Origin of the sequence: Streptomyces sp. NPDC001868, from assembly GCF_040297125.1 — a bacterium.
Lineage (GTDB): Bacteria > Actinomycetota > Actinomycetes > Streptomycetales > Streptomycetaceae > Streptomyces.
Window position 1 is genome coordinate 315336 of sequence record NZ_JBEOYO010000001.1, and the last position, 20671, is coordinate 336006.

At 72.6% G+C, this 20671-nt stretch carries 13 protein-coding genes; 2 read left to right on the plus strand and 11 right to left on the minus strand.

Features of this window, described 5'->3' with window-relative positions; all coding sequences use genetic code 11:
* Positions 1 to 31: 31 nt before the first annotated feature.
* Positions 32 to 2086, minus strand: coding sequence for a SpoIIE family protein phosphatase (locus tag ABT147_RS01560; RefSeq protein ID WP_351401519.1), 2055 nt, complete (start codon positions 2084 to 2086; stop codon positions 32 to 34).
* A 373-nt stretch (positions 2087 to 2459) separates the two neighbouring features.
* Here ABT147_RS01560 and ABT147_RS01565 point away from each other — a divergent pair, with 373 nt between their 5' ends.
* Together ABT147_RS01565 and ABT147_RS01570 are read left to right on the plus strand one after the other, a co-directional pair.
* Positions 2460 to 3881 carry an SWIM zinc finger family protein gene (locus tag ABT147_RS01565; RefSeq protein WP_351401948.1) on the plus strand — a complete coding sequence of 474 codons (1422 nt, stop codon included), beginning with the start codon at positions 2460 to 2462 and terminating at the stop codon, positions 3879 to 3881.
* On the plus strand, positions 3878 to 6619 hold the full coding sequence (locus ABT147_RS01570) for a DUF6493 family protein (protein ID WP_351401521.1): 2742 nt from the start codon (positions 3878 to 3880) through the stop codon (positions 6617 to 6619). The genes ABT147_RS01565 and ABT147_RS01570 overlap by 4 nt, the downstream gene beginning before the upstream one ends.
* 61 nt (positions 6620 to 6680) lie before the next feature.
* Here the strand turns inward: ABT147_RS01570 and ABT147_RS01575 are convergent, their stop codons facing one another.
* The 10 genes from ABT147_RS01575 to ABT147_RS01625 form a co-directional block, all read right to left on the minus strand.
* Complete coding sequence (locus tag ABT147_RS01575; protein WP_351401523.1) at positions 6681 to 7628, minus strand: hypothetical protein; 948 nt, start codon at positions 7626 to 7628, stop codon at positions 6681 to 6683.
* A 696-nt stretch (positions 7629 to 8324) separates the two neighbouring features.
* Complete coding sequence (locus ABT147_RS01585) at positions 8325 to 11192, minus strand: esterase-like activity of phytase family protein (RefSeq protein WP_351401525.1); 2868 nt, start codon at positions 11190 to 11192, stop codon at positions 8325 to 8327.
* A 247-nt stretch (positions 11193 to 11439) separates the two neighbouring features.
* A complete protein-coding gene (locus ABT147_RS01590; RefSeq protein ID WP_351401527.1) occupies positions 11440 to 12375 on the minus strand; it encodes an ABC transporter permease in 936 nt (311 codons plus the stop codon).
* Complete coding sequence (locus ABT147_RS01595) at positions 12372 to 13580, minus strand: ABC transporter permease (protein WP_351401528.1); 1209 nt, start codon at positions 13578 to 13580, stop codon at positions 12372 to 12374. Before ABT147_RS01595 ends, ABT147_RS01590 begins: the two co-directional genes overlap by 4 nt.
* On the minus strand, positions 13577 to 15253 hold the full coding sequence (locus ABT147_RS01600; protein ID WP_351401530.1) for an ABC transporter ATP-binding protein: 1677 nt from the start codon (positions 15251 to 15253) through the stop codon (positions 13577 to 13579). The genes ABT147_RS01595 and ABT147_RS01600 overlap by 4 nt, the downstream gene beginning before the upstream one ends.
* 30 nt (positions 15254 to 15283) lie before the next feature.
* On the minus strand, positions 15284 to 16381 hold the full coding sequence (locus ABT147_RS01605; protein WP_351401532.1) for a BMP family lipoprotein: 1098 nt from the start codon (positions 16379 to 16381) through the stop codon (positions 15284 to 15286).
* A gap of 127 nt (positions 16382 to 16508) precedes the next feature.
* Positions 16509 to 17291, minus strand: a complete 783-nt coding sequence (deoD, locus tag ABT147_RS01610) for a purine-nucleoside phosphorylase (protein WP_351401535.1) — start codon at positions 17289 to 17291, stop codon at positions 16509 to 16511.
* Positions 17288 to 18037, minus strand: a complete 750-nt coding sequence (locus tag ABT147_RS01615) for a glutamine amidotransferase (protein ID WP_351401537.1) — start codon at positions 18035 to 18037, stop codon at positions 17288 to 17290. The genes deoD and ABT147_RS01615 overlap by 4 nt, the downstream gene beginning before the upstream one ends.
* Positions 18038 to 18166: 129 nt before the next feature.
* Positions 18167 to 19225: a LacI family DNA-binding transcriptional regulator gene (locus ABT147_RS01620; RefSeq protein WP_351401539.1), complete on the minus strand. Its 1059-nt coding sequence runs from the start codon at positions 19223 to 19225 to the stop codon at positions 18167 to 18169.
* Positions 19215 to 20588, minus strand: a complete 1374-nt coding sequence (locus ABT147_RS01625; protein ID WP_351401540.1) for an amidohydrolase — start codon at positions 20586 to 20588, stop codon at positions 19215 to 19217. Before ABT147_RS01625 ends, ABT147_RS01620 begins: the two co-directional genes overlap by 11 nt.
* Positions 20589 to 20671: the final 83 nt, after the last annotated feature.

Here is a 20671-nt window from a genome sequence, read left to right on the forward strand (position 1 = left end):
CGCGTGAGGCGGTCGCCGACCGGGCCCCGGTTCACGCGCGGGGGCGGACGCGGACCAGGAGGAGTGCCACATCGTCGTCCGGGCGTGGGCTGAGGGCGCCGAGGAGGGTGTCGCTGCCCCGTTCCAGGGAGGTGCCGCCCGTGGACCGGAGGAGGCGGGTGAGGGTGGCGAGGCCGGTGTCGATGGGGTCCGCCCGGTTCTCGACCAGTCCGTCCGTGTAGAGAGCGAGCAGCGAGCCGGGGGCGAGTGCCACTTCCACGGTCCCGAAGTCCACGCCGCCCACGCCGAGCGGTACACCGCTGGGGACGTCGACGAGGCGCGCGGTGCCGTCGGCCGTCACCAGGATGGGCGGCAGGTGGCCGGCGCTGGCGAGGGTGCAGGTGCCGCGCGTCAGGTCGCACACGGCGTACACGCAGGTGGCGATGGTGTCTCCGAGGGAGCCGGCGATGTCGTCGAGGTGCCGCAGCAGTTCCGCGGGCCGCAGGTCGAGGCGGGCGAGCGCGCGGGTGGCGCTGCTCAGCTGCCCCATGATCGCGGCGGCCTGGACACCCTTCCCCATCACGTCTCCCACGACGAGTCCGGTACGTCCCGGGCCCAGCGGGAGCACGTCGTACCAGTCGCCGCCCACATCGCTGAGCGCCGGGCGGTAGCGGGCGGCGATGTCGAGCCCCTCCGGCTGGACCGGGGTGGCGGGGAGCAGGCTGCGCTGCAGCGTCAGGGCGGTGGCGCGTTCCCGGCCGTAGAGGCGTGCGTTGTCGATGCAGATGGCGGCGCGCGCGGCGAGCTCCGAGGCGAGGAGGCAGTCCTGATCGTCGAAGGGGCGTTCGTTGACCGTGCGGTACAGGCTGAGGGTGCCGAGCACACTGCCCCGGGCCACCAGCGGCAGCGCCACGTAGGAGTGGACGCCCGCCGCGAGGAGGGCCCGGGCGGCCGGCGCGTCCCGGGCGATCCGCCGCATCGCCCGTTCGTCCACGCGTGCGATGAGAATCGGCCGGGCGCCGCGGACACATTGGGTGATGATCCTCGACGATCTGTGAGTGGCCAGTTCGCCGACCGGGTCGGCGGCGTGGATCGCGTCGGAGGGGTGCCCCGCCGCCACGGCGAGTGCCCGGAACTCGGCCGGGGAGTCACCGGTGACGGGCGTGACGGTGCCGAGGGCCACGACGGACTCCAGGACGTCCACGGCGGCCAGATCCGCCACCTCCGGCACGGCGACGTCGGCCAGTTCCCGCGCGGTCCGCTCCAGGTCCAGCGTGGTGCCGATCCGTACCCCGGCGTCCGCGATCACGGCGAGCCGCCGGCGTGCCTGGGCGACCTCGGCGGCGGCCTGCTGGCGTTCGGTGACGTCCAGGACGGCCATGGCGAGCCCGAGCACCCGGCCGTTCGTGTCCTCGATGCGGTGGTAGGACTCGGAGAACGTGCGGTCCTCGGCGTCCGCCGCCGTGTGGCCGACGGTCTGCTGGTCGAGCAGGGGTCTGCCGGTCTCCAGGACGTGCCGCATTCGGGCCTCGATGGCTTCCACGTCCAGATCCGGCAGCACCTCACCCACCCGGCGGCCCACCAGGGCCGACTCCGGCACCCCGTTCATGCGCTCCAACGCGGGATTGACGCCGATCCACCGCAGGGTGGTGTCGAAGACGGCGATACCCACCGGGGTCTGGGTGACGAGGCTGTGGGAGAGGGCCAGATCCCGCTCGACGCGCCGCACGGTCATGGCGTCCGCGGCCAGCCCTAGCAGGTGCGGCGTCCCCTCGCCGTCGAGCAGCCGCATGGTGCGGAACTCCACGGCGCGCTCCCCGCCGTCACGGTGCCTCAGCGGAAAGACACCCACCCACTGGGACCCCGACCGGACCTGTGTGAAGAGCTCCCGGGCCCGTGGCCGGTTCTCGGGCGTGACCAGCAGGGTGTCGGCGCGCTGCCGGAGTGCCTCCTGCGCGGAATAGCCGAGCAGCTGCTCCATCGCGGGGCTCCACAGCGTGATACGGCCGTCCGCGTCCAGGACCACCGACGCGACGTGCAACAGGTCCAGCAGCCCGCCCGCCGTCGCCATGACCTCGTCGCCGTGCGTGGTCGCATACCCGTGCATGGGAGCCGCTCCTTCCGGCGCGGCAGGGGCACCACCGTCGTTCCGCACGTCATCCGATGAGGTCAGGGTACGACCGGAGCGGCGGGAGCGCCTCGTGGGGTGCCGGGTCGTTCGCCGCTCACCGCCGGCACCTCCTCGACGCGCCGGCGTCACCGGGACGGTCGAGGCGGCCCGGCGGGAGGCGGCCCGGCCGGAGGTGGGCCCCATGTGCCGACGGGGATCGGCCGGGGTATCGCCGACGCGCCCGGCGGGGGTGCCGTCGTCTCCTGCGGGCTCGGGGAGACAGGGAACCGACCGTCATCGCCCTCCCCCGAGCACGCCCATGCGGCCCGGTGTCAGTACCCGGCCGTAGCGTGTGCGTGTGACCCAACTCATGCACTCCTACTCCTACTTACGCCCCTCGGCCGTGCGCGAGTCCACGGCCGGGCGCACCCTCGCGCTGGAGACCTCCGGCGGTGCCACCCCGGCCGGGGAGACGGCCAACCCCCGGTTCTTCAGCGGATTCCTGACCGCCCCGGCCGCCGCGGCGACGGCACTGCTCGCGGTCGCCGACGTGGCCGCCGCCCGCTATTACCGGCCGGGCGCCCGCGCCTCGCTCGATCCGGTGGTGACGGCCGACGGCGACCGGCTGCGGATGGAGTCCTTCTCCGGCTGCTGCGGTGTCTACGCCCGCCTCGACGTCCTCGCGCCCGGCCTCGACGGTGACGACGTCGGCCACGGCACCACGAACGTGGACGTCAACCCGCCGCTGCGCCGGGCGCTGGCCGGGCTCGGCGGGCTCGACCCCCTCCATCTGGCCGTCGGGCCCGAGGAGTTGACGGTCAGGAGCTTCGCCGGCGAGTTCGTGGAGAAGAAGGTCCCGCTGCCGGAGCGCTGGCTGCGCGGCTTCGCCGAGGCCCAGGTGCTCGCGGCGGGTTTCGCCCTTCGGGCCGAGGTGCCCGCCGTGGAGGCCGCCGCCGTGCTGCGGGCACTGCCCCGGCCCACCCAGCGGCCCGACGCCCGTACGACCCGCTGGGTGGTGCCCGTGGGCCGCACCCTGCGCCCCACGACCAGACCGGCGCCGGGTGCCGTATGTCTCCCCGGGCCCGAGCGGCTGCTGACCCTGCGGACGGTCCTGCGGCACGCGACGACCGTACGGGTGTACGCGCCGACCGCCCCGGCCGACACGGACGGGGCCGCCGCCGTCGCCTGGGAGGTCGAACTGCCGGGCATGCGGCTGACGTTGATGCTCTCCCAGAGTGCCTCACGCGGCTTCTCCGGCGAGGGCGGAGTGCTCCACGACCTCGCCGGCGGGGCCACCGCGGCGGACGCGGAACGGGTCGCCGAACTGCTGGCCTGGGAGCCGCGGATCGATGTCACCGAACTGTCGGCGCCGACCGGCCTGCCGGCCGACCGGGTGCGCGCCGCGCTGACCGTGCTGGGCACGTCCGGGCAGATCGGCTACGACCTCGCCGAGCAGGCGTACTTCCACCGCCATCTGCCCTACCGCGCGAGCGCCGCCGAGACGCGCAACCCCCGGCTGCGCGGGGCGCGGGCGCTCGTCGCGGACGGGGCGGTACGGCTCGACGGTCCGCTGGCCCGGGTCGGGAAGGGCGACGACGCCCATGTGGTGCGCACCGACGCGTCCGACCGGCTGAGCTGCACCTGCTTCTGGTGGGCGAAGTACCGGGGCGGGCGCGGCCCCTGCAAGCACGTGCTCGCGGTGGGCATGGTGCGCGGCACGGCGGCGGACGCGCAGGCGGACGTCACAGGGACAGCGGCGGCGACTGCGGCACGAGCGGAGACGGCACGATGACACTGGTCCACCTCGCGGAAGCCGGCGATGTCGGCGCGGTGCTCAGGGAACTCGGCGCCCTGACTCCGGACGAGCGCGCGGCACAGGCCGAGGCACTGGAGGCCCGGCGCGCGCCGATGCGGGCCGGCTGGTACCGCGTCCCCGAGGAGGAGAGAGCCGCCCAGCTCGCCGCCGAACTCGGCTGCCGGATCGACCCCGTGGCCGCGGCCGACTGGATCCTGCGGCCCGAGAACGGCAGCAACGAGGGTCTTCTGCCCCTCGGCGGCGTCTGGATGCTCGACGTAGTGAACCTCCACCCCGTCGCCTGGCGGGCCGAGTTGGCCGCACAGCTTGCCGATCAGTCGAAGCCGGGAGAGAGCATCAGGTCCGACCTCGTCGAACACCTCGTCCACGACACAGGCTGCCCCGTCCCGACCTCCGACGGGTTCATCGACAACTGGCTGTGCTGGCGCAACAGCACCTGGCAGTATCCCGCACACCTGCGCGGCGGGCCTCGGCCCGGCGCCAACTTCCTGGAGCGGCTGCGCGCGGACGAACTGACGCCGAAACTCCTGCCGCTGGTGCTGGACCGACCGGGCGTGGACCTCGGCGCGGGCTCGTTCCACCACTGGCGTACCACCAGTGGCATGCCGTCCGTCAGGGAGGACACCAGGCTCGGCGTGCTCATCAGCCTCTCCGAGGAGGGCCTGGTGGACCGTGCCGCGCTGATCCGGCGCGTCTTCGCCGACCTGGCGGCCGGCGAGGGAGGGGAGTGGGACGCCGCGGCCGCGCTGACGGAACTCGCCCTCACCCCGGCGGAACACGCCTCAGTGACCCGTGAACGCGTCGTACTCGCCGAGCGGTTGCTCGCGCGGCTGCTCCAGAACGGCTCGCGCGCAGAGACCGCGCCGGCGCTCGCGTACCTGCGCGCCCTCGCCCTCACCCCGGCCGAGAACGCGCCCACCCTCCGGGACCATGTGGCATTGCTCGACCTGTCGTCGCCGGTGGCCTCCTACGCCCAGGAGGTCCTGATCGGCCTGGACGAGGCCGGGCTGCTGGAGCCCGACGTGTGCACCGAGGTGTGCGAACGGGTCCTGCTCCGCCCGGAGAAGAAGCTGGTCCGCGCCCAGCTCACCCGGCTCGACCGCGCGGCCCGCCGGGACCCCGCGCGCGCCGCCCGGACCGTGCTCGACGCGGCCACGGCCCTCGACCACCGGGACGTCGACCTCCAGGAGCGGGCCCTCGACGTGATCGCCCGGCACCTCAAGGCCGCGGGCGGCTCGGTACTGCCGGAGCTGCGTACGGCCGCCGCACGGATCAGCCCCGGTCTCGCGGCACGGGCCGCGGAGCTCCTCGGCACCACACCGGACCGACTCACCGACGCGCCGGACCGACTCACCGACCGGTACGCCGACTCGCTGCCCGCCGTGCCCGAAACCCGTCCGGTGCCGGGCCCGATCGAGACGGCCGTCGAGGTCGCCGAGGAGCTCGCGGCGGTCGTCGCGAACGGCAAGGACGTGGTGGCGTTCGAGCGTGTCCTGGACGGGCTGGTCCGGCACGCCCACCTCGACCGGGAGGCCCTGGCCCGGGCGCTGAAACCGGTCATGCGCAAGGAACCCCGTGACACCGTCGACTTCACCCAGTCCGACGTGTACGACGTGGCCAGGGCGCTGCGGGGCGACGAGCCGAGGGAGCGCCACCTCGACGCCCGCTTCAGGGTCAGCCACTCCTCCCCGGCCGGGGAACTGCTCAGGGCGCGCCTGGCCGAGGCGATCGACATCATCGAGACCGACGCCCAGCCGTTCCTGCTGGCCGTGCCCACCGACGCCACGGGTGCGTTGGAGGCCGCCGTACTCGTGCGGCGTCTCTCGGTGCTCGACGGGCTCGGGATCACGCCCGCGCCGGTCGACCTGGCCCAGGCGCTGCTGCGCGTCACCCCGACCGCCGACGAGAGCGTGTGGGAAGCGGCCGGGCAGCTCGGGTCCGACGCCGGGCACCGGTTGGCGCGGTGGCTGCGCGGGGGCGGTCTGCCGTACGGGGATTCCGGTCACGCGGGCTGGCCCGACGCCCACTCGGGCAAGCACCCGACGGAATGGCTGAGCCACCTGCCCCCCGAGCCGGCCCCCGGCCCTGAGCTGCTCCCGGCCGCCGAGACCCTGATCGGGCCGTACCGCAACGACGGTCTGTACGACCCGATGGTCCCCTTCTGGCTCGCCCAGCTGCCCCACCACCGCGAACTCGTGCTGGCCCGCGACTACTTCAGGTACCGCGTGTCCATGCGGGGCTGGGCCCACGCCCTGCCGTTCGCCGCGGAGTCGGGCGGCCCGGCGGGATTCGCGCTGCACCTGGCGCTGGCGTACACCCTCACCTACGACCAGCGGGGCGAACGCGACGCGGCGGTGGACACGCTGCTCGTGCTCGCCGCGCGGGGACAGCTGGACACCGGCCTGCTCGGACGGCAGCTGGCCGAGATGCTGCGCGGCAAGTGGATAGAGGCGAGCCGGGTGACCGCCTCCCTGCGGACGGCGGCCGACACGGGCGCGTACGCCACCGTCTGGTCCGTGCTCGAAGCCCTCCTGCCCCACCTGCTGCGTGACCCCGTGGTCCGGGGCGCCGGAGCACTGCTCGCCCTCGGCGTCGACTGCGCCTCCCGCTGCGCGGCGAAGGGCGAGATACCCGAGGTCACCACGGTCGCGGGACGCACCGGATCGAGCCAGGCGGTGAAGAACGCGCGGCTGCTGCGCGACGTACTGGGCTGAGCGGCCCTCCGGATCGTCGCCATCGAGGCCCGGCTCGGTGGCGACGGCACGGCGGCGAGGCTCAGTCGGGCAGTTCGACGTTCCAGACGCGGTCGCCCGCCGGCGTGGCGGTGATCCGCGCGGTCGCGTCCGGGTTCTCGGGGTCGAACTTCGATTCCACCCGGTGGACCATTTCGTCACTGGCCCAGAACGGTTCGTTCTTGGTGAACCGGCCGCCCTGCTTGCGGCGGACCTTCCAGCGGAACTTGACCTCGTAGGAAGAGAGCCAGTAGCCGTCGGTCATCCTCATGCGGCCCGAGAATCCGGGACTGTCGATGAAGGAGATGCGGTCGGCTTCGTTGGCGATCGTTCCGTCGTCGCTGTTGTAGGGCGGACGGAAGGGGCCGTCCACGACCCAGGGGCGCTTGGACTTCTTGGGACGGTAGTTGACGGCGTCCGGTGCGATCTGGGAGTTCGTGTCGGTGACCTCCTGCCAGAAGTCGTACGCCTCGTCCGCCCGCGTCGTCATCCCGCTCGCCCGGTGCAGCGTCGCCACCTGTTCGAAGCCGATCTCCTGGCCGGCGGTGAGGGACTGCTCCGTGGGGCCGACGTAGGTGGAGGTGAACCGGAGGGTGGGGTTGCCGATCTGCTCCGGCTCCTCCCCCTTCTCCTTGCCCTTGACCGACGTGCCGGCCTTTCCGCTGCGGGTGGCCCTGGTCGTCCGCTGATCCTGCTCGACGCGCTGCTGTTGCTGCGGCGGGCTTTCGCCGCGCTCTATGCCGGCCTCGCCCTGGGTCCGCTTGGAGCGTGTCGCCGGCGCGGCCCAGGGAGTCTTCGGCCCCGCTCCCCGGCTCCGGCCGACCATCCGGCTCACCGCCACGTTGCCCGCGGTGCGTTGGAGTGCGATCGCCTGGGCCGGCGTCATCGCACCGTGGTCCTGGGCCAAGCGGTGTTCGGGCGTGCTGTTCCCGGGCGGCTGGATGAAGGGTCCGGCGGTCTCGGCCTTCTCCCGCTCCTTGCGCTCACGCACAGCAGGCGTTCCTCTCATAGCGGCGGCGTACCGCTCCCCCGGCGGCCCGGCACGCCACCGGAACACGGTCCGCCTGACAGTAGGCCGCCGACGATCGACGCTTCAAGGGCATCCGTACACACGACGGGGCAACGGGAGTGCCCTCAAGGGCATCCGCCCTGGTCAGCGATACCGTCGACAGCCTCGACGAGGTCACCGCCGAGGCGTCGCCCCCTCCATGGCCCAACGACAGGATCCAGCCGCGTCGGTGGAGTTCGATGGCGAGTGGGGTGCGGTGAACTTGGAGGAGTAGGTGCCCACGGCGATCCCGATCAGGCGGGCGGACACCGGGGCTGGGCCGACCGGCCGGCCGAGGTGCTGGCGGGGCACGAGCCGGGCCTCAGGTACGCCGATCTCGCCGTACGCGGCAGGGCCGATCCGCTGCCTCCCCGGCCCGCGGTCCCCGCTCTGCGGGCCGTCGGTGTCGAGGTGCGCTGGGCTGTCGACTTCCTCGGGCCGTGGCTGTGGCGGCGACTGCGCGGACGTTCGTCGGGCGACGAGTGCTCGGCGAAGAGGCCGGAACTGGGGCCGGTGAAGCTCCGGAAGGCGGCCTGTGGACCGCCGCACGGCTGTCGGCGGCCTGGTGGGAAGGAACGCTCACGAGCAGCGTCCCTCCCCACCATGGCCGGCCTGTGGGGATCTCAACCCCCTTGCCCGTCAGGGCAGTTCGGTCACCCGGTCCGTCCCCGGCGGTGCCACCGGGCTGTGGGCCGTGAGGTGGTCGGTGAGCGCGGTGATGTCGTCGCCGCCTCCGACCGTGTTGCCGCCCTCGGCGAAGGTGGTGAAGCCGTCGCCGCCCGCCGCGAGGAAGGTGTTGGCGGTCACCCGGTAGGTGGTGTCCGGGTTCAGGGTCTCGCCGTCGAGCTTGATCGAGGACGGGTCGACACGGTCGCCGACCGGGGCGCTGCGGGAGAAGGAGTAGGTCAGGCCCTTGGAGACGCCCAGCATCAGGGTCGGCGCGCGGGTACCGGAGTCGTTGAACTGTTCCTCCAGGATCTTCTCGATCTGCGCTCCGGTGAGGTCGACCGAGACCAGGGACCCGGCGAAGGGCTGTACGGCGAAGGCCTCGGCGTAGGTGATCTCGCCCGGGGCCTCGCCGCCCGTGGAGGAGGCGTGGACGAGGTCCGCCCGTACGCCGCCGGGGTTCATCAACGCGATCTGGGCGCCTCCCCGTTCGGGTGCCGAGGTGGCCGCGAGCTGGGCGTCCGCGACGAGGTTCGCGAGGTCCGACTCGGCGTCGCGGGTCTCGGAGCGGGTGATGTCGGCGGTGACGCTGCCGACGACACGGTTGGCCAGGGGCGCGGAGAGTGCCTTCCACTTGTCGATGACGGCCGTCTGGTCGGTGTCCTTGGCTCCCGTGCGGGTCACCAGGTGGTTCATCGCGGCGACTTGGTCGCGTACGACGTCACCGGTGCGACGGTCCACCGGGAGTCGCGTCTCGGTGACGACGCGGCCGAAGGACGAGGCCGAGGTGACCGTACGGGGGTTGCCTGCCGGGTCGGGCAGGGAGCAGATGTAGGGCTGGTGGGTGTGGCCGGTGACGACGGCGTCGATGGCCGGGTCCAGGTGCTTGGCGATGTCGACGATCGGTCCGGAGATGCCGTCGCACTGCCCGTACGAACCGGCCTGGACCCCGCCCTCGTGGAGCAGGACCACGATCGCCTCGACGCCCTGGCGGCGCAGCTCGCGCGCGGCGGCGTCGGCGGTCTCGACCTCGTCGGTGAAGCGTACGGACCTGATGCCGGACTGGCCGGTGACCTCGGGGGTGCCCTCCAGGGTCATGCCGATGAAGCCGACCTTGACGCCGTCGACCTTCTTCACCCAGGTGGGGGCGAGGAGCGGCTTGCCGGTGGTGCGGTCGAGGACGTTGGCCGCGAGCCAGGGGAACGCGGAGCCGTCGTACGGCTCGCCCTCGATGTAGCAGCCGTCGTCGGGATGGCAGCCGCCGTGCTGGATGCGCAGGAGTTCCTCGGTGCCCTCGTCGAACTCGTGGTTGCCGACGCTCGTGACGTCCAGGCGCAGCTTCTCCATGGACTCGACGGTCGGTTCGTCGTGGAAGAGGCCGGAGAGGAAGGGGCTGGCGCCTATGACATCACCGGCGGCGACGGTCAGCGAGGCGTCCGTGCCCTCGCGGAGCTGCTTCAGCCGGGCCGCCAGATACTCCGCGCCGCCGACCGGGGTGGACTTCGGGTCCAGCTTGGAGCCGAGGTTGGCGTCACGGCCCGTGGGCGGTTCCAGGTTGCCGTGGAAGTCGTTGAAGGAGAGCAGTTGGACGTCGACCGTGGACGGCTGCTTCGGGACGTCCGGGGAACCACCGGTCAGGAGCCCGGGACGCACGGACAGCAGATGGAACTTGGTGACGCTGCCGTTGAAGCCGAAGTTGTCGTCGGCGACCAGGACGAGGGTGCGGGAGCCGTCGGGCAGGGTAGGGCCCCAGGTGATGCCCTCGACGTTGTCGGCGTCCGTGCCGGAGAGGGTGAAGTCGTAGAGCAGCTTCTTGGGCATGGGCCGCTCCGCGCCGGACAGCTTCGCCTCGCCGTGTACGTCCGTCGCGCCGCGCGTGGTGGTCCAGTACAGGCGGATCGCGAAGCCGACGCCGGAGGCGAAGGAGCGCTCGACGGTGAGGTAGTCGGTCTTGTTGATCGCGAGGATCTCGGAGACGCCGCGGTCGGCGGAGTAGGTGCCGACGGGTGCGGGCAGCGGGGCGGTGGGCGCGGCGGAGATCGGGTCGACCTCGTAGACGTGCTCGGCCTCCGCCTTGCCGGTACGGCGGTCCGTCACGAGGAGGCGTGAGGGGCTCTTGGCGGTCAGTCCGGCCGCCGGGCCGTCCTGGACGAGCGCGTTCTCGGTGATCGTGACGGCCTTGCGGCCGTCCGGGGAGAGGGTGAGCCCTTCCAGCGCCTGGTTGTTGCGGACGCCGGCGGTGAGCGTGCCCGACTCGGAGCGGACCGGGGCGTACGCCTTCGGCAGCGGGAGTTCGCGTATGTACGCACCGGACGCGGACGTCTCCCGGACGAACGCCGGCTGCCCGGAGGACGAGGCGCCCTCGCTGGTCCACAACAGGCCCTTGCCGTCCGGGTTCCAGCGGATCGCCTCCGGGTCGACGGCCTTGGCGGCGAAGGGTTCGCCGGTCGTGTCGTCGAGGACGGTCAGGGCGTCGAGGGCGGGCTTGTCGGCGGCGAACTCCTTTCCCTTCAAGGGGAGTTGGAGGGTGTAGAAGCGGGCTTTGCCGTTCTCCGAGCGGTCGTCGCTGAGGGCCGCGTAGGTGTGGGTCCGCGGGTCGTAGTCGATGCCGGAGAGGCCGCCGAAGGGCATGCCGAGTTCCGTGGTGCCGGCGGGGACGGTGAGCGTGTCGAGGAGGGTGATGCCGTTCTGCGTGCGCTGGGCGCCGCTGTTCGCTTCCGGGGCTGCGTCCGCGGCAAGACCGTTGGTGAGGGCGAGTCCGCCGACCAGGGCGGCCGCGGTGAGGGAGCCGAGGACCGCGCGTCTGCGACGCGCTCTGTGCCGGTGCTTGATTCTGGGCATGGGTGTTCCTCCGAGGGATGAGGGTGGGGTGAGGGCGGTCGGGCGCGCCCGGGTTCGGCACCGCCGGGATACGCCGTCGTGGCCGAACGCCGTTGCGGCGGGGAGAAGTTGCTGGGCTGTCGGGCGGCAGGAGGGTCGGAGGGAGGCAGGGGTCAGGGAGGAGCCGGGGGCAAGGAGGCCCGGGGGCGGGGAGGCCCGGAGGCGAGGAGGGTCGGGGGCGAGGAGGGCCGGGGGCCAAGCCCCTCGGTCAGAGGGAGGTCGGGGTCACCTCCCCCACGCCCCGGCGCTTTCTGCGCCACGCGTACAGCGCGAGGGCGATGAGGGTCATGGCGTACGGGATGGTCGACACCAGCTGGGGTGGTACGTCGAGGGTGCCGAGCTGGACCGCCAGGGCCTCGGCCGCGCCGAAGCCGAGGGCGGCGAGGAAGACGCCCCAGGGCCGCAGTCCGCCGAGGAACACGGCGGCGAGGGCGATGAAGCCGCGGCCGGCGGTCATGTCCCGGACGAAGAAGGACACGTACCCCATGCTGAGGAAGACCCCGGCGAGCCCGGCGAGGGCTCCGCTGAGGGCGAGCCCGGCGTACTGGACGCGCCGTACGGCGATGCCGACCGAGGCGGCGGCGTCCGGCATCTCGCCGATCGCCCGGAGGTGGAAGCCGAAGCGGGTGCGGTAGAAGAGCCAGGCCACGAAGGGGGCGGCGAGGAAGGCCAGCCAGGTGACCATGTTCTGGCCGCTCAGGACCTCGCCGATCACCGGGATGTCCTCGATGCCGGGCAGGGTGACCGTCGGCAGCGTGCCGCTCTTGAGGCCGGACGTGCCGCCCTTGTCGTCGAGGAGGGTGAAGACGGCGAAGGCGGTACCGCCGGAGGCGAGGAGGTTGAGGCCGATTCCGGCGATGATCGCGTCGGCGCCCAACTCCAGGCGGAGCGCGGCGAGGAGGAGGCCGAGGAGGAGGGCCACGGCGACTCCGGCGAGGGCTCCGGCCGCGACCGATCCGCTGTAGCCGGCGACCAGCGCGCCCGTGCAGGCGGCGCTCAGCATCTGGCCCTCCAGGGCGATGTTGCTGATGCCGGCGCGTTCGGCGACGAGTCCGCCCATGGCCGCGAGCAGGTACGGGGTCGCGACGCGCAGGACGGCCGCGAGGAAGGCGCTGCTGAGGACGACGTCGAGGACGGAGTTCATCGGGCACCCGCCTCACCGTGCGTGGCGCCCGGACGGCCACCGCCGTCCGGCCGAGCGCCACCGCCCGGCTGTCCGCCGGCGCCCGACCGGCCTCGCGAGGTGTCGGCCTGTCTGCGGGCGAGGCGGCGCTTGAGGAGGTCCGGGAGGGCCTGGGCGGTGACCAGCAGCACGATGACCGCCTGGATCACGACCACGATCTCCGTGCCCACGTCCGTCTGCTGTTCCATGATGTCTCCCCCGGCACGCAGGTAGGAGTAGAAGAGGCCGGCGACCACGACGACCAGCGGGTTGTTCCGGGCGAGCAGTGCCACCACGATCCCCTCGAAGGCGAGGCTCCCGGCGAGCCCGGGTTCGAGGCGCCCGTACACGCCCTGGACGAGATGTGCTCCGGCCAGGCCGGCGACGGCCCCGCCGATGACGAAGCTCCACTCGATGGCGCGGGGCACCCGGATACCGCCGTACTCGGCGAAGTGCGGATTGGAGCCGGTCATCCGGATGCGGTAGCCGAGCGGGGTGCGGGTGATGAGCAGCCACAGGGCGACGGCGGTGAGCAGCATCAGCAGGAAGCCGACGTTGGCGCGGCCGAAGGGGATGCCGAGCCATTCGGTGAGCGGGGTGAGGGCGGAGTCCGGCTGGATGCGCTCCGAGTGGACGGCGCTGCTGCCGGGCTCCTTCAGCGGGCCGTTGACCAGGTAGTCGTAGACGCGGACGACGATGGCGTTGAGCATCAGGGTCGCCACGATCTCGTTGGCGCCGAGCCGGGCCTTCATCGATCCCGGTACGAAGCCCATGCCGGCCCCGGCCGCCGCCGCGGCGGCCAGCGGGACGAGCACGGCGGCGACCGGTGGCAGCGGCAGGAAGATCGCGACCGTGGCCGCCGCCAGCGCGCCCGCGTACACCTGGCTCTCGGCGCCCAGGCTGATCTGCCGGGCCCGGAAGGGGATGGCCACGGACAGGCCGAGCAGGGTGAGCGTGGTGGCGTCCTCCAGCCAGCGGCCAACGCGGAAGGAGCGCTCCAGCGGGCCGGTGAGCAGGGCCTCGTAGGCGGCGATGGGGTCCTTGCCGATGGCGAGCATGACGAGGAAGCCGATGACGAGGGCGGCCAGGATGGTCGCCAGGGTCATGCTGAGGTCGACGGCGAGGCCTCGGCGCCGGGTGGCCCTGTACTCCCGGCGGTCCTCGCTCTCGATGAGGGTGGATGTCATTCGGCGGACGCCTTTCCGGAACCGCCGGAACCGGCGTCGTTCGGGTCGGTGGTGGGGCCGGGGCCGGAGTCGGCGTGCGGGCCGGGCGCGCCACCCGCGCCTGCCGTGCCGTCCGACCCCGCCGTCAGCCGGCCACGCTCGTGCTGCTCGACCCCGAGCATGTACAAGCCGACCCGCTTCTCCGTGAGGCCGGTCGTGTCGTCGAAGCGGCCGACGAGGCGGCCGTCCTTGAGGACGAGCAGGCGGTCGGAGAGGGCGAGGAGTTCGGTGAGGTCGGCGGAGATCAGGAGGACGGCGGCGCCGTCGTCGCGGGCGGCGACGAGGCGCTCGTACATGAAGCGCATGGCGCCGATGTCGACGCCCCGGGTGACCTGGGAGGCGATCAACAGCCTTGGTCCGGCGGAGAGTTCGCGGGCGACGACGACCTTCTGCATGTTGCCGCCGGACAGCGCGCGCACGGGGACGGACGGGTCGGGGGTGCGGATCGCGTAGTCCGTGATGAGCCGCTCGGCGTGGGCGCGGACGGCGGACGGGCGCAGGACGCCCCGCCGGGCGAGGGGCGGGCGGTCGTGCCGGTCGACGACGAGGTTGTCGGCGATGGACTCGTCCAGGGCGGCCCCGTCGTGGAGGCGGTCCTCGGGGACGTAGCCGACGCCGGCCCGGCGGTGTCCCGCGACGTCGAGGCCGGCGGTGTCGGTGTCGCCGACCCGGACGGTGCCCGCGCTCGGTCGCCGCAACCCGGCCAGGATCTCGGCGAGTTCGGTCTGTCCGTTGCCCTCGATGCCGGCCACGCCGACGATCTCGCCGGCGGCGACATCGAGGTCGATGCCGTGCAGGGACTGCCCGGTCGGGGCGTCGTACGCCAGGCCCCGCACCCGCAATGTGGTCGCGGCGCGTCTCGCGGGGGCTCGGGCCACGTCGAGGGACATCTCGCGCCCGACCATCATCGCGGCCAGCGAGTGCTCGGTGGTGTCGGCGGTGGCGACGGTCCCGACCAGGGCGCCGGCCCGCATGACGCTCACCTTGTCGCTGATCTCCCGTACCTCGCGCAGCTTGTGGGAGATGAACAGCACGGTCATCCCGCCGTCGCGCAGGCGTCGTACGGCGGCGAAGAGGTCCTCCGTCTCCTGCGGGGTGAGGACGGCGGTCGGCTCGTCCAGGATCAGGATCCGGGCGCGGCGGTGGAGGGCCTTGAGGATCTCGGCGCGCTGGCGCATGCCGACGGACACCTCGTCGACGCGGGCCAGCGGGTCGACGGCGAGTCCGGCCTCCTCGGCGAGCCGGGCGGTCGCCTCGACGGCCGCCCCGGCGTCGACCAGGCCACGGCGGCCGGGCTCGACGCCGAGGACGACGTTCTGGGCGACCGTGAAGGACGGCACCAGCATCAGGTTCTGGTGGACCATGCCCACGCCCAGCGCGATCGCGGGGGCCGGGCCGCGCAGGACACGGGGCCGGCCGCCGATCAGGATCTCGCCGGAGCTGGGCTGCTCCAGACCGTAGAACAGCTTCATCAGCGTGGACTTGCCCGCGCCGTTCTCGCCGACGACCGCGCGGATCTCGCCGGCCGGTACGTCGAGGTCGACGCCCCGGACCGCGCGCACACCGTTGGCGTACGTCTTGGTGACCGCGCGGGTGGCGACGGCGGGCCCGGCCGGGTCCCATGACTCGTTCATCTCAAGGCCGTTCGGGAGTCGGTGAAGGGGTCAGAAGGCGCTGGGGACCGTGACGGAACCGGACTTCACCTGGTCGGCGGCCTCCTGGAGTTCGGTGCGGATGCCTTCGGGGACCAGCTCCTGGAAGTGGTCGTCGTCGACGTAGCCGACCGCGTCCTCGGAGAGACCGACGCTCTCGACGGCGCCGTACTTCACGGCGTCCTTCTTGTCGTCCTCGGCGGCCTTGTAGAGGGCGTTGCCGACGTTCTTGAGGATGGAGGTGACGACGGTGTTCTTCTGGGCGCTGTCGGTGAGGGTCCGGTACTGGTCGGAGTCGACGCCGAAGGTGTAGCGCCCGGCGCTCGCGGCCGACTCGAAGGTGCCGAGTCCGGAGAGCCCGGCGACCGGCCAGACGAGGGCGGCGCCCTGTCCGTACATGGCGGTGGAGATCTCCTTGCCCTTTGCGGGGTCACCGAAGGGCTTGTCGCCGCCGACGTACTGCACGAGGACATCGGAGTTCTTCCCGCCGGCCGCCTTGAATCCGGCCTTGAATCCGATGATGAAGTCCTCGATGACGGGGATCTTCACACCGCCGACGACGCCGACCTTGTTCAGGGATTCGGTGCCCTTGAGGGCTTTCCCGGCGACCAGCTTCTCGGCGAGGAATCCGGCCAGATATCCGCCCTCGTTCTGCTTGAAGGTCACCGAGTAGACGTTCTCGCACTTGTTGGAGCAGCCGTTCTTGCCGGTGTAGTCGACGGCCGAGTCGAACACCCAGAACTTCTTGTCCGGGTACTGCGGGGCGAGTTCACCGATGTAGTCGGTGACGTCGAAGGTGCCGGCCGCGAGGATGTCGTAGTCGTCGGCGGCCGCCGCGTCCTCGAAGCCCGGCTCCCACTTGGTGCGGTCCGAGCCCAGCTCCACGACCTTCAGTTCGTAGCCGAGCTCGCTCTCGGCCCGCTTCAGGCCCTCGTGGGCGGAGTCGAAGAACGACTTGTCGCCGAGTCCGCCATTGACCACCAATTTGATCCGGGTCTTTCCGGAGGAGGCCGACCCGGAGTCGTCCGAGCCCGATCCCCCGCAGCCGGTCAGTACCAGCATTCCCGCCACCGCGACGGCGGCGCCCGGTCCGTAACTTCTCATCATCATCGGCCTCCTGATCATTTCTGCTCTCACTACGGGGATAGGGAAGGGGAAGGGACTGGGTCGACAGTAGAAAGTGCAAAACGTTTTGGCTACGCCGACGGGTTTCTGTTTGATTTCTTCCAGGGGAAATTCAGCCGTCGGCCAGCAGCGCGGACGCGGCGATGCGTACGGCCCGGTCGAAGCAGGTCTCCCGGTCTCCGGCGGACAGGGCCTCCCCGGTGCGGACGTGGTCCGACACGGTCAGTACGGCGAGGGCCTCGCCGCCCTCCGCCGCGGCCACCGCGTACAGCCCGGCCGCCTCCATCTCGACCGCGAGGGTGCCCCGGCGTTCGAGGGCGTCGAGGACGTCGGGCCGGTCGAGGTAGAAGTGGTCGCTGGAGAACACCGGCCCGATGTGCACGGCCCCGCCGGGCGAGTCGTCCGACGCCTCCCGTTCGACGGCGTCCGCCGCGTCCACGGCGGCGCGCAGCGACCCGTAGGAGGCGGCGAGGGAGAGGGTCACACCGTTCACCAGGAGCCGGCTGACGCTGGAGTCGGTGTGCGCGGCGGAGGCGATGACGACGTCCCGTACGGCGACCGAGACGGGGAGCGCGCCCGCCGTGCCGACCCGGACGATCCGGCGGACCCCGTAGTGCCGGAACAGTTCCGTCGCGTAGATCGACACCGACGGTATGCCCATGCCGGAGGCGAGGACGGACATCGGTACGCCCCGGTGGCTGCCGGTGTAGCCGAGGATGCCGCGCACATCGGTGACGAGCCGGGCGTCGTCGAGGAACGTCTCGGCGATCCGCCGGGCCCGGCGCGGGTCGCCCGGCATGAGCACGAGGGGGGCGAAGTCGCCGGGGGCGGCGGCGATGTGGGGGGTGCCGACGGGTGCGGGGGCGGTGGCGTCGGGCCTTTCGGTGGCCGTCACAGCTCCTCCCCCGCGAGCCAGCGCACCAGGCGGTCCCACAGTTCGGGGTAGCCGTCCCACTCCAGGAAGGGCGGCGGGGCCCAGTGCGGGGCCACGTCTGAGGTGAAGGCCGCCGAACGGCCCGTGCCATGGCCGCCGACGGCCAGCAGCGGATGCCCGGCGCACTCGGCGAGCAGCGTGGCGTCGGGTCGTACGGTGACCTCGTTGAGGCCGAGCAGCGACGGCCAGGTCGGGTCGAGGCCGGCCACGACCGGGTGGCGGCCCACCACTTCGGGCACGGCCCCGGCGGGCAGTTCCACCCGGTCGTCGCGGTCGAGCATCGTCACCGGCAGGGCGGCGGCCAGCGGTGTACGCCCCCAGCGGGCACGGGCGTCGATGCCGCTGAACGTGAGGTAGCCGCCGATCATCAGCACCGCTCCGCCGCGTTCGACGAAGTCCCGGACCAGCTCCGAGCGGTCGGGCGAGGGCTCGGACCGGTTGAAGGTCTCCGGCGGCAGCTGGAAGCTGTTGGCCCCGACGTCGCTGATGACCACGACGTCGTACGCGTCGAAGCCTTCGGCGGTGTCCGGGACCCGGGTGGATATCTCGTGCGCGGGCACGTACGTCACCTCGTGGCCGCGGGTGCGCAGCGCGTCGAGGAAGACGCCGCCGCCCTCGGTGTACTCGGCGGTGTGAAAGGCGTCGAAGCCCTTCTGATGGACCGTGTACGTGAACCAGGACTCGCCGATGACGAGGACTCGGGGCATGGGGAACCGCCTTGGTTTCGGGGGTGCTTCGGGGTGTTCGGGGTCGTGTCGCGGGCTTCGGGGCACAGGGACATGGCCGCGTGGCGCGGGGTCCGGGGTGCGGGGTCCGGGGTGCGGGGGTGGTGCGGGTCAGGGGGAGGCGGGTGGCGCCGTGCTCCCCCGTACCTTCAGTTCGACGGGGAGGGTGTGCCGGGACGCGGGCGGGACCTCGCCCCGGGAGACGTACTGGAGGAGTTGCGCGGTGGCGGTGCGCCCGACGTCGTAGGCGGGCTGGTGGACGGTGGTCAGGGGCGGGTTGATCAGCGAGGCGGCCCGGATGTCGTCGAAGCCGACGACGGAGACGTCGTCCGGCACGGTCAGTCCGGCCTCCCGGAGCGCGGCGAGCGCGCCGAACGCCATCAGGTCGTTGGCCGCGAACACGGCGGTACGGTCCGCGAGGCCGCCCGCGTCGAGCAGTTCGGCGACCAGGCGGTATCCGGACTCCTCCTTGAAGTCGCCCACCCGCTCGACGACATCGCCCCGGAAGGCCTGGACGAAGCCGTGTGCGCGGGCCGCGCCGCTCTTCAGGTCGCGGGGGCCGGTCAGCATCAGGGCCCGGCGGTGGCCGAGCGCCCTGAGGTGCTCGCCGACCAGCCTCCCGCCCGCCTCGTGGTCGGCGCTGGCGATGAGCGCGCCGTTCAGCCCCTCGACCTCCTCGTCGGCGAGCGCGATCGGGAACTTGCCCATCAGCGCCTCCAGCCGTCGCCGGGACGGGGGCGAGCCGGAGGCGTACACCATGCCGTCGATGAACCGGCTGCGGATCATGCCGAGGTAGCGGTCCTCGCGGTCGGCGTCGAACTCGGTGTTGCACAGGATCAGCCCGTAGCCGAGGTCGTGGGCGGCGTCCTCGGCGCCCTTGGCCAGCTCGGCGAAGAAGGTGTTGCTGATGTCCGGGATCAGCAGCCCGATCACGGAGGTGGAGCCCGCCTGGAGACTGCGGGCCAGCGACGCGGGGACGTATCCGAGCCGGTTGACGACGCTGCGCACCCGGGCGGCCGTGTCCTCGTTGACGGGCCGGTTGCCGCTCAGCACATGGGAGACGGTGGTCGGGCTGACCCCGGCCGCCGCCGCCACGTCCTTGATGGAGGCGGCCCGGCGCACCGCCGGTCTGTCGTGGGTGATGCCCGCTTCGTGCAGGTCACGGGTCATAGTGCTGCACCGCCCTTCCGTGGGAGGTGTCGAGGATCCGTGCCACCCGTGCGTCGGCCTCGGCGAGCAGGGCGGGCTCGTCGACGGTGAGCAGCCGCCCGTCCCGCATCAGGACCCGTCCGTCGACGACGACGGTGCGGACGTCACTGGCGCGGGCGCTGTAGACGAGGGCGGCGCGCGGATCGTGCAGGGGACGGCAGTGCGGGCCGGACAGGTCGGTGAGGACGATGTCGGCGCGCATGCCCGGCTCCAGCGCCCCGATCCGGTCCTGGAGTCCCAGGGCCCGGGCCCCGCCCCGCACGGCCGTCCGGAGCGTGTCCGAGACGGTCATCCAGGTCGCGTCGCGCACCGCCTGCTTCTGTGTGAGCGCGACCAGCCGCAGCGCCTCCCACACGTCCAGCGTGTTGTGTCCGGCGGCCCCGTCCGTGCCGACGGCCACGGTGACCCCGGCGGCGAGCAGGTCGCGGACCGGGGTCAGCGGGGACAGCGCGTGCTTGAGGTACACCTTGGGGCAGCAGGCCACGGCGGTCGTGCCGGCGTGCTCGGCCAGCAGTGGCAGGTCCCGTTCGACGATCCCGCAGCCGTGCGCGATGAGCGCGCCCGCGTCCAGGACGCCGGTGTCGTACAGGACGCGGATCGGGGTGATCCCGCGCCGCTCCAGGCTCGACTCCGTCTGCTCCAGGTGCTCGGCGGCGTGGATGTGCATCCGCACGCCGAGCCGGCGGGCGTGGTCGGCCAGGGTCCGCAGGTCCTTGTCGTCCACGGTGTACGGGGCGTGCGGCCCGAGGGAGACGGTGACCCGGCCGCCGGCCCCGCCGTGCCACTCCTCCGCGAAGGCGACGGTGGTCTCCAGCGCCCCTTCGCCGCCGGAGCTGAAGTAGGTGGGCGCGATGTCGGCCCGCAGCCCCGTCTCGGCGACCGCCTCGGCGATCCGCCCGGGGTGGAAGTAGTGGTCGGCGAAGGTGGTGACCCCCGACCGGATCATCTCCGCGCAGGCCAGCAGGGCGCCGACCCGTACGTCCTCGGCGGTGAGGTTGGACTCCATCGGCCACACCCGGTCGTTGAACCATCCCTCGACCGTCACGTCCTCGGCGGCGCCCCGCATCAACACCATCGGGCTGTGCGTGTGCGCGTTCACGAGCCCGGGCAGAGCCAGCAGCCCGCGCCCGTCGACCACCTCCGCGCCCCGCTCCTGCGGCCGGTCCGAGCCCGTCGGCCGGACGTCCGTGATGACCCCGTCCTCCACCACGATGTCCCGCGCGGGCAGCACGTCGCACTCGCCTGCCACCGGGACGCGCAGTACGTCGCAGCCGCGCACCAGGAGGCGGTGCCGGGGGGCGGAAGGGGGCGTTCTGTCGCTCATGCGGCACAAGGTAGATATCCAAAACGTTTTGCACAACAACGAGACGCTTCGGATGTCCCGCGGAATGTCGACGGACCGCGAGA